Origin of the sequence: Streptomyces beigongshangae, from assembly GCF_019710745.1 — a bacterium.
Taxonomy (GTDB): Bacteria; Actinomycetota; Actinomycetes; order Streptomycetales; family Streptomycetaceae; genus Streptomyces; species Streptomyces beigongshangae.
Window position 1 is genome coordinate 181,906 of sequence record NZ_JAHKJW010000011.1, and the last position, 13,588, is coordinate 195,493.

12 protein-coding genes and 1 pseudogene are annotated in these 13,588 nt (G+C 73.2%); 5 read left to right on the forward strand and 8 right to left on the reverse strand.

The genetic code is table 11. From position 1 onward, the window contains the following. The first annotated feature begins 2 nt into the window (after positions 1-2). The gene (locus KM933_RS11500) at positions 3-881 is read left to right on the forward strand and encodes a GAF and ANTAR domain-containing protein (protein ID WP_221350952.1); all 879 of its coding nucleotides are present in this window, start codon (positions 3-5) and stop codon (positions 879-881) included. Between the two features lie 52 nt (positions 882-933). Here KM933_RS11500 and KM933_RS11505 read toward each other — a convergent pair whose 3' ends face one another. Next, a complete protein-coding gene (locus KM933_RS11505; protein WP_221350954.1) occupies positions 934-1,656 on the reverse strand; it encodes a GAF and ANTAR domain-containing protein in 723 nt (240 codons plus the stop codon). A 444-nt stretch (positions 1,657-2,100) separates the two neighbouring features. On the opposite strand from KM933_RS11505, the gene KM933_RS11510 reads away from it, so the two are divergent. The 3 genes from KM933_RS11510 to KM933_RS11520 all read left to right on the forward strand — a co-directional run bounded on the left by KM933_RS11510 (position 2,101) and on the right by KM933_RS11520 (position 4,266). Beyond that, positions 2,101-2,865, forward strand: coding sequence for a GAF and ANTAR domain-containing protein (locus tag KM933_RS11510; protein ID WP_221350956.1), 765 nt, complete (start codon positions 2,101-2,103; stop codon positions 2,863-2,865). 50 nt (positions 2,866-2,915) lie between these two features. Next, positions 2,916-3,620, forward strand: coding sequence for a GAF and ANTAR domain-containing protein (locus KM933_RS11515; RefSeq protein WP_221350958.1), 705 nt, complete (start codon positions 2,916-2,918; stop codon positions 3,618-3,620). A 187-nt stretch (positions 3,621-3,807) separates the two neighbouring features. Next, the gene (locus KM933_RS11520) at positions 3,808-4,266 is read left to right on the forward strand and encodes a MerR family transcriptional regulator (RefSeq protein ID WP_221350960.1); all 459 of its coding nucleotides are present in this window, start codon (positions 3,808-3,810) and stop codon (positions 4,264-4,266) included. 16 nt (positions 4,267-4,282) lie between these two features. On the opposite strand, the gene KM933_RS11525 is transcribed toward KM933_RS11520, so the two are convergent. The 7 genes from KM933_RS11525 to KM933_RS11555 form a co-directional block, all read right to left on the reverse strand. Continuing rightward, positions 4,283-4,717 carry a cupin domain-containing protein gene (locus KM933_RS11525; protein WP_221350962.1) on the reverse strand — a complete coding sequence of 145 codons (435 nt, stop codon included), beginning with the start codon at positions 4,715-4,717 and terminating at the stop codon, positions 4,283-4,285. A gap of 156 nt (positions 4,718-4,873) precedes the next feature. Continuing rightward, complete coding sequence (locus KM933_RS11530) at positions 4,874-5,419, reverse strand: DUF1707 SHOCT-like domain-containing protein (RefSeq protein ID WP_221350964.1); 546 nt, start codon at positions 5,417-5,419, stop codon at positions 4,874-4,876. A gap of 83 nt (positions 5,420-5,502) precedes the next feature. After that, positions 5,503-6,282, reverse strand: a complete 780-nt coding sequence (locus KM933_RS11535; RefSeq protein ID WP_221350966.1) for an SDR family NAD(P)-dependent oxidoreductase — start codon at positions 6,280-6,282, stop codon at positions 5,503-5,505. Between the two features lie 50 nt (positions 6,283-6,332). Continuing rightward, positions 6,333-6,986, reverse strand: a complete 654-nt coding sequence (locus tag KM933_RS11540; RefSeq protein ID WP_221350968.1) for a maleylpyruvate isomerase N-terminal domain-containing protein — start codon at positions 6,984-6,986, stop codon at positions 6,333-6,335. Positions 6,987-7,037: 51 nt separating this feature from the next. Continuing rightward, positions 7,038-8,873 (reverse strand): thiamine pyrophosphate-requiring protein, encoded by a 1,836-nt coding sequence (locus KM933_RS11545; RefSeq protein ID WP_221350990.1) that lies wholly within the window; start codon positions 8,871-8,873, stop codon positions 7,038-7,040. A gap of 189 nt (positions 8,874-9,062) precedes the next feature. Then, positions 9,063-11,237 carry an RNA polymerase recycling motor ATPase HelR gene (gene helR / locus KM933_RS11550; protein WP_221350991.1) on the reverse strand — a complete coding sequence of 725 codons (2,175 nt, stop codon included), beginning with the start codon at positions 11,235-11,237 and terminating at the stop codon, positions 9,063-9,065. A gap of 380 nt (positions 11,238-11,617) precedes the next feature. After that, on the reverse strand, positions 11,618-13,036 hold the full coding sequence (locus tag KM933_RS11555; protein WP_260333365.1) for a glycoside hydrolase family 76 protein: 1,419 nt from the start codon (positions 13,034-13,036) through the stop codon (positions 11,618-11,620). Between the two features lie 167 nt (positions 13,037-13,203). Here KM933_RS11555 and KM933_RS11560 point away from each other — a divergent pair. Next, positions 13,204-13,588, forward strand: a pseudogene (locus KM933_RS11560) (hypothetical protein); the annotation flags it as partial.

Consider the following 13,588-nt stretch of genomic DNA (forward strand, 5'->3'; position numbering starts at 1 on the left):
ACATGGACCGAGAACGCCTGGTCACGGAGACCTTCATCGAACTGGCCGACACCCTCGTCGACGACTTCGACGTCGTCGCCTTCCTCCAGCAACTGTGTACCCGCTGTGCGGAACTGCTGGACGTCCGCTCCGCCGCCGTGCTCCTGGCCCTGCCGGACGAACCCCCGCACCCGGTCGCCCCCTGCGACCCCGGCGCGGCCCTGTCCCGGCTGCTGACCATCGCGCAACGCGAGGGGCCGGCCCTGGAGTGCCACCGCAGCGGCACCGCGCTCAATCCGGTCGACCTGGGGGACGGTGCCGACCGGTGGCCCGTGTTCACCGCAGGCGCGCGCCGCGCCGGATACCGCTCCGCGAGCGTTCTGCCGCTGCGGCTGCGCCAGCAGACCCTGGGATCCCTGCTGTTGCTGCGCACGGTCGCCGTGCCGGTCCCCGCGGCCGACGTACGGCTGGCCCAGGCGCTGGCGGACGCCGCCGCCATCGGCCTGGTCAACGCCCAGACACTCGCCGAACACCGGACCGTCAACGCGCAGTTGCGCACGGCCCTGCACAGCCGTGTGATCATCGAACAGGCCAAAGGTGTCCTCATGCACCGGCTGGACGCCAGTGCGGACCAGGCGTTCGAGACCATGCGCCGCTACGCGCGCCACCACCGGCTGCGTCTGACCGCCGTGGCACAGACGGTCATCGACCAGGACCTGCTGCCCGTCGTGCCCGACCATCAGCGCCCGTCCGCCCGGACGAACGACGGGCAGGCCGGACGGCACCCGGGCGAAGTCCCGCAGCCGGGGCCGCCGGTGGACGGAACCACGCGGTCGGTGAACGGAACCGCACAGTCCGCGGACGGGGGCGTGCGTCCCGGGGGCGAGGACGCCGCGCCCTGACCGCGACGCGCGCCGCCCGGGAGACGGCGGCGCACAGCGGACCGGTCACCGGTCAGGACACATCGGGGTCGGGATCGCCTTCGAGGTGCAGACGGCCGTCCAGGACCTGCTGGGCCACATCGAGCAGGGGCTGGTCGTGGCGGTAGGCGTGGGCGCGCAGGCGGACCAGGGCCGTGTCGGTGCTCATGTCCTGCTGGACGGCGAGGGCCCCGGCGGCCTGGTGGACGGTCGGCGGGAATCCGGGCGGGCCGGGTACGGGCGGGACGCCGGTCCCCATGAGGTAGGGGTGCGCGTCCAGGATCAGGACGGCCAGGATGCGGGCGTATGCCTCCAGCCGGGCCCGCGCGGTGGGACCCAGGGAGGTGGGGGAGGTGTGGTAGAGATCTATGGCACCGATCCGCACCGCCCCGACCTCCAGGGGGATGGCGGTCACGGAGCGGATGCCCAGTGCCTGGGCGACCTCGGCGAAGACCGGCCAGCGCTCCGGGTTCCGACGCAGATCGGGCACCTGGACCAGCTCGGCGCCCGTGTACGCCTCCGTGCACGGGCCCTCGCCGCTGACCAGCTGGGTGTTCTCCAGGCGGGCGCTGCGCTCGTCGGTGGCCAGGGCGACGGTCCGGACCCGCCCGGTGGTGATGACGACGATGCCGAGGCTGTCGGCCCCCAGGTCCCCGGCGCAGGCGTGGCCGGCGGTGGCGAGGGACACGTCCGAACGGTCCTGGCGGGCCGACGCGGCGATGCGGGCCCAGGCCGCACTCTGCTGTGCTGCGTCCACCGTGGAGCTCCTCGCTGCCGATCACGGACGCCGGTGCCCGGCGTCCGGCCCTCTGCGACGAGCGTATCCCCGCCGCGGTCCGCGAGGGAGGCGGCCGCGGGACAGCGGCGGCCGTGGGACAGCGGTGGCCGTGGGGCCCGGTCCGCACGATGACCGCATCCTGGGTCACAGCGGAGCGTGAAGAGCGGTAGTGTGAGCGTGAACTCCGTGGATGCTTACACCGGCAGCAGGACGCGGGTGCCGGTATTCGGATGGGTCAGTGCGAGGAGGATGGAGCACCGGAGCCCATGACGGGGAGGTACCGGGGCCCTGTGCGGTCGTCCGCCACCAGTAGCACCAGGACGTCACCATGCTGAACTTCCGCACCATCAACAAGCCGCCGCCACCCCTGCGCCCGGCCGACGCCGGCGCACCGTCGCCCTCCGGGAGCCGGGGGGCGCGCGAATGACCGAGCATTCACTTTCCTCCCCCGAGCACGAGGAGACGGCGGTGGCAGCCGCGTTCAGCGAGCTGACCCGGACCCTGGTGGGCGACTACGACGTCATCCACTACCTGCACACCCTCGCCGATCTGTGTGTGCGGGTCTGCGACGTCAGCGCGGCCGGGATCCTGCTGACCAACGGGGCGGACCGCAGCGTCGAGGCGGCCGCCTCCGACGAACGCACCCAGTCCCTCGAACTGGTCGGCGTCGAATGGAACGAGGGCCCCTGCCACGACTGCGTCCATCAGGGCTCCGCCATCAACGAGGTCCTCCTGGACACCGCCGAGGCCCGCACGCGCTGGCCCCACTTCACCGAGCGGGCCCTGGAGATCGGGTTCAGGTCCGTCGTCGCGGCTCCGCTGCGCCTGGGCGGCCAGGTCATGGGCGCCCTGAACCTCTTCCGCGAGACGGACGAACCACTGGAGCCGGGCCCGTTGCGGCTGGCCCAGGCCCTGGCCGACACCGCCACCCTGGGGATCGTCCAGCAGCGCACCGTGCACCAGCAGCTGACGGTCAACGTGCAGCTGCAGCGCGTGCTCGAATGCCGGATCCTGGTCGAGCAGGCCAAGGGATTCCTCGCCCACCGTCACGATGTCACGCCCGACGACGCCTTCACGCTGCTGCGTGACCACGCCGACCGCCACCGGCTCCTGCTGACCGACGTCGCCCGCTCCGTCCTCGACGGGACCGCCACGGAAGAGCTGCTCAATCAGCCACCTGCTCACTGACCGGGGCACCGAGGTCGTCCCGCACGACCACCAGAACAGGGGGTGGGCCAGTGCCTTCCGAGGTGACCGGTGAGATGGCCGCCTGCCTGCGGACCATCACCGCGCGGGGCGGGGGCGGTCCCGCGCGGGCGCTGCCCCTGCGGGCGTGCGCGCAGGCCCTGAAACTGGACGGCCTGGCCCTGGTGCTGGCCCCCGGCGGTCACAGCCCCGAGCTGTGGCAGAGTTTCGGCCCCTGCGCCGAGGCCGTCGAGGACCTGCAACTGGTCCAGGGGCACGGTCCCACCTGGGACGCCGCCCGCACCGGTCACCCGGTCCTGATCCCGGACCTGGGCGACGAGAGCGACGACCGCTGGCCGGGCCTGGCCCCGGCCCTGCTCACCACCGGCATCACCGCCCTGTTCACCCTGCCCCTGCGCGTCACCGAGCCGCTGACCCTCGGTGCCCTGGCCGGTTACCGCACCACCCCCGGCCCGCTCACCCCTGCCCAGCTGACCGACGCCCGCCATCTCACCGGCACTCTTGCCCACCTCATCGCGGAGACCGCCCCCGCCCTCCTCGCCGACGGCCTGCGTTTCGCCGAGGTCCACCAGGCCGCCGGCATGGCGGCCTCCCAGCTCAGGATTCCCCCCAGCCACGCCCTGCTTCTCCTGCGCGCCCACGCCTTCAGCCACAACACCTCGCTGCTGGAGGTCGCCCGCGAGGTCCTCGCCCGGCGGCTGCACCTGGACGGCGGCCTGGGCGCCGACCCGTCGTGACCGGACCCGCGGGACGGCGGCACGGACGGCGGCCACGGGAACATTTCCGCCGCGCCACGGAGTGGGAACGACAGGGAGCCAGCCTGATGATCACATACTCTACTTCGACGTCACGGTAGCGATCGACGTCGGCCGCCCGTGGCCCGGGCGGCGGACCCAGACGAGACAGACGAGGCAGGGCGCCCGAATGAGCAGCGAGCACATGCAGATCAGCGAGGTCGGCGCGCGGACGGAGCTGGCACTGCGCACCATCCGGTATTACGAGATGACCGGCCTGGTCACCCCTTCCGCCCGTTCCAAGGGAGGGTTCCGCCTCTACACGCGGGAGGACGTCGCCCGGCTGAAGGCCATCCGCCGTATGCAGCCGCTCGACTTCACCCTGGACCAGGTGCGCGAACTGCTGGACATCACCGAACGTCTCGACTCCGGCGAGGAGATGACGCCGTACGTACGGCAGGCCCTGCTCCGGCGCGTGCGCGAGTACGAGCAGGAGGCCGCCCGGCAGGTGGACGAGCTCCGCACCCGCCTGGCGGAGGCCGAGGAGTTCGCCCAGGCACTGGACAGACGCCTGAACCGGGAGCGGGAACGGGACAGGGACAGGCACGCCGACCGGGACAGGGACCGGGAGCGTGCCGTCACGGTGTGAGGGGTGTCCGCCAGGCTTACTCGAACGGACATCCGGGGTTCGGGGTGTCCTCGGAGAACGGCGCGCCGTGCGGAAGCACGTAGAGCACGCTGAGCACCAGCGGTGTGCTGCCCAGGTTGCGGCCGATGTGGATGTTGCCGGGGCCGGCCGGCTCCTGGAGGGTGCTGCCCCGCGGATACACGCCGTCCGAGGCGCAGGTGGCGTCGAAGTGGCTGAGCGTGCCCCGCTTCACGTACGCGTACAGCGGGCCGTCGTGGTAGTGCCAGCCGGTGGCCTGACCGGGCGGGACAGTGATCTCCCTGAGTGCGTAGTCGGTGGCGCCGACCGTTTGCCGAGCGATCAGCGTGCCGGTGACCCCGGGCCCGGGAGGGGTCGCGAACGCGGTTCCCCCGGCCGGCACGATGACTGCCGTGACCGCGCCGACCACCGTGGCACGGAGCGAGGTGCGCATGGACGGGGCCTCCGGTTCGTCGGGCTGCGCGACGGGCGTGTTCCTGTGAACGCAGGTGCGGCCGGGGCCCGTTGGGGCGGCCGCCCGCGCATCGGCCGCTCGTGCGTCGGTCGCCCGCGTATCAGCCGCCCGCGTGTCGGTCACCCGTGCACCGGTTCAACGCCGTGCGTGGCGGATCCTCAGCCGGCCCATCCCCATGACCCCCGCGATCCGGATCCTCGGTCCACCGCCGGGCCGGGAGCGCCGCGGAGTCCGGTAACGCAGGTCCTTCCACGTGGTGCGCACCCCTTCGACGTCGACGACCGCGTCACGGGGGACCGTGATCGTCGCCCGTCCGGTGCCCAGTCGCAGCTCGATGTCGACCACCGGATGCTCGAAGACCGCCCGGGACAGGTCCAGGCGGACCCGTCCCATCGCCGACTCCACCGTGAGGAACCGCGGGACCCGCCACGTGCCGCGCCGCGTGATCCGCCCGGCGGCGGCGCCGATCGTGGCCGTGGTGCCCGGGTCCTCCGCCGGCAGCGGAGCCAGGGCCGACGCCAGCTCGTCGTGCGTCCTGGCGGTGAGCACCCGGTGGAGCAGCGCGTCCATCTCCTCGTGCGGGACGTGCCCTTGGGCGTACGCGTCCTGGAGGCGCCGCACGGCCGTGTCGCGCTCGTCCTCGCCGACCAGCGGCCGTGCGTCCTTCGGCAGAGAGGTCACCGTGTCACTCTAGTGCCGCACCGGCCGGTCGTCAGCCGTCCAACGGACCGGAACGGGGCGGGAGTTCGCGCCTGGTGCCGCGCTCAGTGCACCGAGAAGCCGCCGTCGACGTGGAGCGACTGCCCGGTGACGTACGCCGAGGCGGCGCTCGCCAGGAAGACCGCCGCGCCCGCGAAGTCCTGCGCCAGCCCGTTGCGCCCGACCATCGTGCGGGCCGCCAGCGCGGCCACCTTCCCGGGGTCGGAGGACAGGCGCCGGTTCAGCGGCGTCATCACGAAGCCCGGGACCAGCGTGTTGACGGTGACGCCGTACGGCGACCATGCCTCCGCCTGGGAGCGGGCCAGCGATTCCAGGGCGCCCTTGGAGACGCCGTAGGCACCGCTGCGGACGAAGGCGCGGTGGGCCTGCTGCGAGGTGATGTGGATGATCCGGCCGAAGCCCCGCTCCGCCATGACCGGGCCGAACCGCTGCCCCAGCAGGAAGGGCGCGTCCAGGTTCAGCGCCATCGTGCTGTCCCAGACCTCCTCGCTCAGCTCGCTCATCGGCGGCCGCAGGTTGATCCCGGCGCAGTTGACGAGGATGTCGGGCTCGCCGAAGACCGCGGCCGCCCCCTCGGCGGCCTCGGCCACCCCCGCCCGGGTGCCCAGATCCGCTCGGACCCAGGCCGCCCTGGCGCCCAGGGCGGTCAACTCGTCCACGGTCGCGGCCAGTTCCGTCTCACCGCGTGCCACGATCACGACACTCGCCCCGGCGCGGGCCAGGGCCTCGCAGATGCCGCGGCCGATGCCGGAGCTGCCACCGGTCACCAGGGCGACCCGGTCCCGGAGGGAGAACAGTTCCGCGAGGTAGTGCTGGGAGTCCATGCCCGGCACCCTAGAAGGGCCGCCCCGCCGGCGGAACGGCGGGGCGCGCCTCAGCCGAGGACGAGCGGGAGCCGTGCGGCCAGGCCGCCCAGCGCGGCCCTCTCCGCCCCGGTGGGGGCCCGGCGTCCGGTGCCGACCAGCAGCGCGTCCCGGTCCGTGAACGCGGCGGGGAACGGCGCCCCGGCGATCCTCTCCAGCGCCCCGCGCGCCGCCGCGAGGGTCTCGGCGGGCGGTCCGGCCGCCGACGGCAGACGCGCGATCAGGTCGAGGTGGTGCAGGGTCCATTCGAGCACGTACGCGGACAGGTAGTCGCCGACGGTCAGCACCTCGCCGCGGGTGCCGACGCGGGCGGCGGGGTCGGCGAGCACGGCGGCGCGGCCCGCGGCGGAACCCACGTCGTCGAGGTGGAACGCCAGCAGCCCCGGATCGCCGTACGCCGCGGCCAGCCGGGGGATCAGCGCGTCGAGCGGATCCTCGCCGGTCGCGGGCCCGACGAGCCGCCAGTAGGTGACCGCGTCCACGGTCGGCGCCGTGTCGGCGGGCGTGGCCAGGGTGATCAGCACGTCCTGGGCGTCGATGACCAGGTGGCACACCAGGTCCCGGACGAGCCAGCCGGCACAGCCGGACGGCCGCTCGAAGTCCTCGGCCGCCAGCCCGGCGACCGCCGCGCGCAGCGCTGTCCAGGAGCGCGAGAAGAGATCCACCGCCGCACGGTAGTGCCGGACGCCGGCGGCGGACAAGGGCACCGGGCCGGGTCACGCCCCTTCGTTCGGGGTGTCGCCCCCGGTGGCGCCGGGCCGGCCGGAGCGGTGCCGGGCGCCGGGGAGGAACTCCTGCACCTTGGCCCTGACCCCCTGCGCGATCATCGAACCGCGGTCGCTGTCGCCGTGCAGGACCGCCGAGGCCGCGGCCTCGATCTGGTCCAGGGTGGCGTGCGGCGGGATCGGCGGGACGGCCGGGTCGCAGCGGAAGTCGATGACGAAGGGGCGGTCCGCCGCGAGCGCCCGGTCCCACGCCGCCTCGACCTGTTCGGGCTTCTCCACCCGCACCCCGTCCAGGCCCATGTGCCGGGCGATCTCCGCGTAGGGCAGGTCGGGCAGGTCCTGCGACTCCAGGAACTGCGGGGCGCCGGACATGGCGCGCATCTCCCAGGTGACCTGGTTGAGGTCACCGTTGTTCAGCACGGCGACGACCAGCCGCGGATCGGACCACTCGTGGCGGTACTTGGCGGCCGTCACCAGCTCCATCATGCCGTTCATCTGCATGGCCCCGTCACCGACCAGGGCGATGGCGGGACGGTCGGGATGGGCGAACTTCGCGCCGATGGCGTACGGCACACCGGGCCCCATCGTCGCCAGCGTCCCGGACAGCGAGCCGCGCATCCGGCCGCGCAGCCGCAGGTGGCGGGCGTACCAGTTGGCGGCCGAGCCGGAGTCGGCGGCGATGATCGCGTCCTCGGGCAGCCTGGCGTCCAGGGCGTGCACGACGTACTCGGGGTTGACCGGGTCGGCGGCCACGGCGGCCCGCCGCTGCATGACCTCCCACCAGCGGGAGACGTTCTTCTCGATCTTCTCCCGCCAGGCCCGGTCCTCCTTGCGCCGCAGGTGCGGCAGCAGCCGCCGCAGTGTCTCGCCGGAGTCGCCCACGAGGTTCACCTCGAAGGGGTAGCGCAGACCGATCATGTGCGGGTCGACGTCGATCTGCACGGCCCGCGCCTGGTCCAGCTCCGGCAGGAACTGGGTGTACGGGAAGCTGGAGCCGATCACCAGCAGGGTGTCGCAGTCCCGCATCATCTCGTAGGACGGACGGGTGCCGAGCAGCCCGATCGAACCGGTCACGTAGGGCAGGTCGTCCGGCAGGGCGTCCTTGCCCAGCAGGGCCTTGGCCACCCCGGCGCCGAGCACGTCCGCCAGCTGCTCGACCTCGGCACGCGCGCCCCGGGCGCCCTGGCCGATCAGGACGGCGACCTTCTCCCCGGCGTTCAGCACCTCCGCGGCCCGCCGGACGTCGTCGTCGGCCGGCACCGGCGCGTACCGCCCCAGCCCCAGGCTCGACGGCACCATCTTGAAGGCGTGCGTCGGCGGGCTGTAGTCGAGCTCCTGCACGTCGGCGGGGAGGATGACCGCGGTGACGGTGCGCCTGGCGTACGCGGTGCGCATCGCCCGGTCGATGAGGTTCGGCAGCTGCTCGGGCACCGTCGCCGTCTCGCAGAAGTCCGAGGCGACGTCCTTGTACAGGCTCTGCAGATCGACCTCCTGCTGGTACGAGCCGCCCATGGCGCTGCGGTTCGTCTGCCCGACCAGTGCCACGACCGGGACGTGGTCGAGCTTCGCGTCGTACAGGCCGTTCAGGAGGTGGATCGCGCCCGGTCCGGAGGTGGCCGCGCACACGCCCACCCTGCCGGAGAACTTGGCGTAGCCCACCGCCTGGAACGCGGACATCTCCTCGTGGCGCGACTGGACGAACTTCGGTTCGTTGTCGGCACGGCCCCAGGCCGCCAGCAGTCCGTTGATCCCGTCACCGGCGTAGGCGAAGACGTGTTCCACGTCCCACTCACGCAGTCGCTGCAGGATGTAGTCGGACACCTTCATGCCGGCCATGGCCACTCCGTTTCGGCTTCCGCGGCTTCCCGGCCCCCGTCCGCGGGTCCACCCGGGCAGGCGGACACGCGGACGGGGACGGGCACGTCAGTGCCTGGGTAACCGTGCGGGACCGATGGAAACGTCGTCGGTCCGGCCGATGGAAGCGCCGCCCTGCCGACCCGCCGACCCCCCGGCCCGTCAGTCCGTCAGGACGACGAGCCGCTGGGTCGCGCGGGTCATCGCGACATAGCGGTCGACCGCTTCCTCGACGCCCTCGACGCTCTCGACGCCCTCGCCGGACCCCGCCGGGCCGACGAGGACGACCAGGTCGAACTCCAGTCCCTTCGCCAGCTCCGGTGTCAGCGACCGGACGCGCGGCGTCGCCCGGAACGAGGGGTCGCCGATGACGCAGGCGATCCCCTCGGCATGCGCGGCGAGCCACTCCTCCAGGACCGCGTCCCGGTCCGCGACGCGGCCGTGCGTGACCGGCACGCCGTTGCTGCGGATCGAGGTCGGCACGTTGGCGTCCGGGAGCACGGCCCGGATGACCGGCTCGGCCTCCGCCATGACCTCCCGGGGTGTCCGGTAGTTGATGCTCAGGGAGGCCACGTCGATCCGGTCGAGTCCGACCCGCTCCAGCCGTTCCCGCCACGACTCGGTGAAGCCGTGCCTGGCCTGGGCGCGGTCCCCGACGACGGTGAAGCTCCGGGACGGGCAGCGCAGCAGCAGCATCTGCCACTGCGCGTCGGTCAGCTCCTGGGCCTCGTCCACGACGACGTGCGCGAACGGGCCGGCGAGCAGGTCCGGGTCGGCGGCGGCCAGTTCGGACTCGTCGACCAGGCTGACCCCGGCGTCCTGGCCGCGCAACATCCTCACCAGCCCCTCGCCCTCGTCGCCGTCGGCCCCGGAGGCGGACGCCGCCTCGATCAGGTTGTCGACCACCTGCGTCATCCGTTCGCGCTGGGCGGCCAGGACGGCCTCGTGCCGGCGCCTGCGCCGGGCCGCCCCCGGATCGCCGAGCCGCTGCCGCGCCGCGTCCAGGATCGGCAGGTCGGACACCGTCCAGACCCGCGGGTCGGCGCGCCGCAGCTTCCGTACGTCGTCGGGACCGAGCCACGGGGCGCACATCCGCAGATAGGCGGGCACCGACCACAGGTCCCCCACCAGGTCGGCCGCTTCGAGCAGCGGCCACGCGGCGTGGAGGGCCCCGGTCAGCTCCTCGTCGTGCAGCAGCGACCGGTGGAACACCTCGGGCGGGACCTCCTCGTCCAGCTTGTCCAGCAGGATCGCGCACAGGGCCTCCCACACCTGCTCGCGTGCCTCGTTGTGCGGAGCGCCGGGCCCCGGCGCCGCGAACGCCTCGGCCCAGTCGCCGGGGCTCAGCCGGAGGTCGGCCCAGGGGGTCGAGACCGTCATGCCCCCGGTGGGCGGCGTCTCGTAGAACCCGACGGCCTTCTCGACCGCCCTCACCATGTCCGCGGAGGACTTCAGGGCCGCCACGGCCGGGTCGGTCTCGTCCACCGCCGCGGCCCCCTCGGCCACGAGGTCCCGCAGGGTGCAGGTCCGCACACCCTCCTCCCCGAGGCTGGGCAGGACGTCGGCGACGTAGGCCAGGTAGGGCTGGTGCGGGCCGACGAACAGCACGCCGCCCCTGCGGCGGCCCAGCCGCGGGTCGGAGTAGAGGAGGTAGGCGGAGCGGTGCAGGGCGACGACGGTCTTGCCCGTGCCCGGGCCGCCGTCGACCACCAGGGTGCCGCGGGATCCCGCGCGGATGACGGCGTCCTGGTCGGCCTGGATGGTGGTGAGCACGTCCCGCATCCGGGGCGACCGGGTGCTGCCGAGGCTCGCGACGAAGGCGGAGTGGTCGTCGAGCGCCGCGTGCCCTTCGAGCCCGTCGGGCGTGAACACCTCGTCCCAGTAGTCACTGATCCGGCCGCGGGTCCAGCGGTACCTGCGGCGGCTCACCAGCCCCATCGGGGCGGCGTGGGTCGCCGCGAAGAACGGCTCCGCCGCGGGGGAGCGCCAGTCGACCAGCAGACGGCGCCCGTCGCCGTCGGTGAGGCCGAGCCGCCCGATGTACAGGGGCTCGGGGTCGTCCGCGCCGACGATGTGCCCGAGGCAGAGGTCGAGACCGAAGCGGCGCAGGGTCCGCAGCCGGCCGGTCAGCCGGTGGATCTCCGCGTCCCGCTCCATCGCCTCCCGACCGGTGCCGCCGGGCGCCCTGCGCTCGGCGTCGAGGCGCCCGGACACTTCGGCGACCGCCCGTTCGAGGCTCTCCGCGACGGCCGCGAAGTGCCGTTCGTCGCCACCGATCAGACGCGGGTCGGCCTTCGCGGCGAGGTGGTCCGGCAGGTCGAACGCGCCGGCCCTCAGGAAATCCGTGCCGGACGCGAACCCCGCCTCCGCTCGGACGTCATCGTGTGAATCATGAACCGATCCCGGCGCAGACACTTCGTGGCACTCCCGTTTCCGCAGGTGATGGCTTCAGGGGAGCGATTGTGAGGCACCACGGGGGCCTTGCCGCAAGCCCCCCGGTGCGCTATAAGTTGAGAGTGGAAAGGAGTGGGTCCTCCTCCTCGTCCACCCCACCGAGGCCGCCGACACCACCGGGGCGAGCGGCCCGGCCCTCGTCCTCTCCGTGACCGGGGCGCACCCGTCTCGGTCGCGGCGCCGACGAACTCGATCACCGTGGAAGTGAGTGCCGTACGGGCGGCCCATGCCGGCGTCCCGCCCCGGGCGGGACGCCGGCAGTCTCAGGACGCGGCGTTCATCAGGTCGAGCGCGCTCTGCTGGCGTGCGGCGTCCGTCCTGTCGAGGGGCCCGTACCAGCGCAGGCCGTACTGGTCGAGGGCGTTGCGGTCGGCGGCGTGGGCCTGGGCGGCCTGCCGGTTGAGGTAGGCCGTGTAGGGGCGGTCGGGGAGAACCGCGTTGAGCTTCGCCAGGCCGCGTACGTCGGCGCCCTTGAAGGAGGGGCCGTCGGCGCCGCAGTCGCCGTTCTCACAGGGGTCCCGGAGGATTCCGGCCGCGGTGTTGAGCTTGCCGGAGACGGTGTTGGCGTCGGCGATCCGGCGGGCGGCGGCGAGCACCGAGGAGTCCCCCGTGGCCTGGTGCAACTCGGTCAGTCCGGCGACGAGCCGGCCCTGGTTGTAGGACCAGACCGTGCTGTCGCCGATCTTGCAGGTGCTCACGTCGAGGCCGTCGCTCACCGTCCGGTCGGCGTTGATCATGCCGGTGCCCTGGAACCAGCTCCAGCCCGCCCGCGCGCGCTGGAGGTAGGCGGTGTCGCCCGGGATGCGGTTGTGCAGCGCGGCGTTGAGCTCGATGTAGAGGGAGTTGGGGATGGCGTTCTTCACCGTCCTCGCGGTGGTCCACCACACCCCGCCGCCGCAGGTGCTGTCCCAGTAGGAGGCCATGTGGTCCGCGTCGGCCCGTGCCGTGGCCAGGTAGCGGGGGTCGCCGGTGAGGTCGTAGGCCGCGATCCAGGTCAGGCCCCACCACCCGGTGTCGTCGATGTACTCGTTGCGGAACTGCCCGGCGGCGGAGTTCACCTGCCGGTCGTAGGTGCGGGCGATGGCGTACCGGTAGCTCTGCATGCCGGTGACCCGGATGTTCTCGATGACGGCGTGCAGCGCGTTGGCGGAGTTCCACCAGCCGGTGGTGTCGAACAGGCCGGTGCCGTAGTTGTAGAACTGCATCTGCGCGGTGGCCGCCGCGGTGCGCCGGTCACCGGCGTTCCAGGTGGACCGGGCCCAGGGCGTGCAGACGATGTCGGGGCGGTCGGCGGCCTTGCCGCAGGCGCGCAGGGCGCCGACACCGTGGTTCGCCCAGTCGTCGACGTTGTACATCTGGGTGCGCCAGCCGGTCCGGCCGGCGGGGACCTTCGTGGCGCCGAGCCGGCTGTTCGAGGACCAGGTGCGGCCACCGTCGAAGGAGCGGTCCAGCCACACCTCGTCCCCCGGACTGCCGTTGTCCACGGACGCCCAGCCCATGGCGTCGGCGTCGTCGAAGTGCAGGACGAACGTGCGCGAGAAGAGCGAGGCGCTGACCGGCTTGCGGTCCTGGCCGCTGAGGGCCGGGTCCCGGGCGTCGCAGTACTTGTTGCACACCGTCGCCGCGGTCGTCGGAGGGGCTGCCGCGGCGGGCGGGGCGGTGTGCAGGAGGAGGGTTGACATCGTTGTCAGAGAGAGTGCGAGTGCGGCGAGTGACGATCTCATGGCACGCATGGGGAACTCCCGAGGCTGGCCGAACGCTGCGGTGGGGGGCACAGGGGCTCTGATCCTTGGAAAGGCTGGGCGTGGACGTTAGTCCCGCGTCGGGGGCACGTCAATGGTCTGGACGAATGTGCCGTTGGCCGGTCGGCGGGCGCACCTGGGCCTTCGGTCGGCGCCCGCCGGTACGGCATGTCGATGTCGGCGCCACCGGCATCGGCATCGGGGTCGGCGGCGTCGACGGCCCTCACCCGCTGCACCGCGCCAACGGCACGTACGCCGTCCGCGACGAGGGCGAGGGCGGTGGCGACCCGATGGCCACCGAGGTGGGCGACGACTTCGGCAGGCGCACCCGTCCCGGTGTCTTCTGCGCCTGGGTGTCCGCCGGGCCGGAGGGCGGCCGCGCCGCCCCGTCGTCCGGCGCCGGTGGTGTGCCCCGCACGACCTGCGGGGCGGGGCGCCGTCTCGCGGGCTCCGTCGCGACGGCCCGCGGCCGACGGGTCGAGCCGCCGCGCT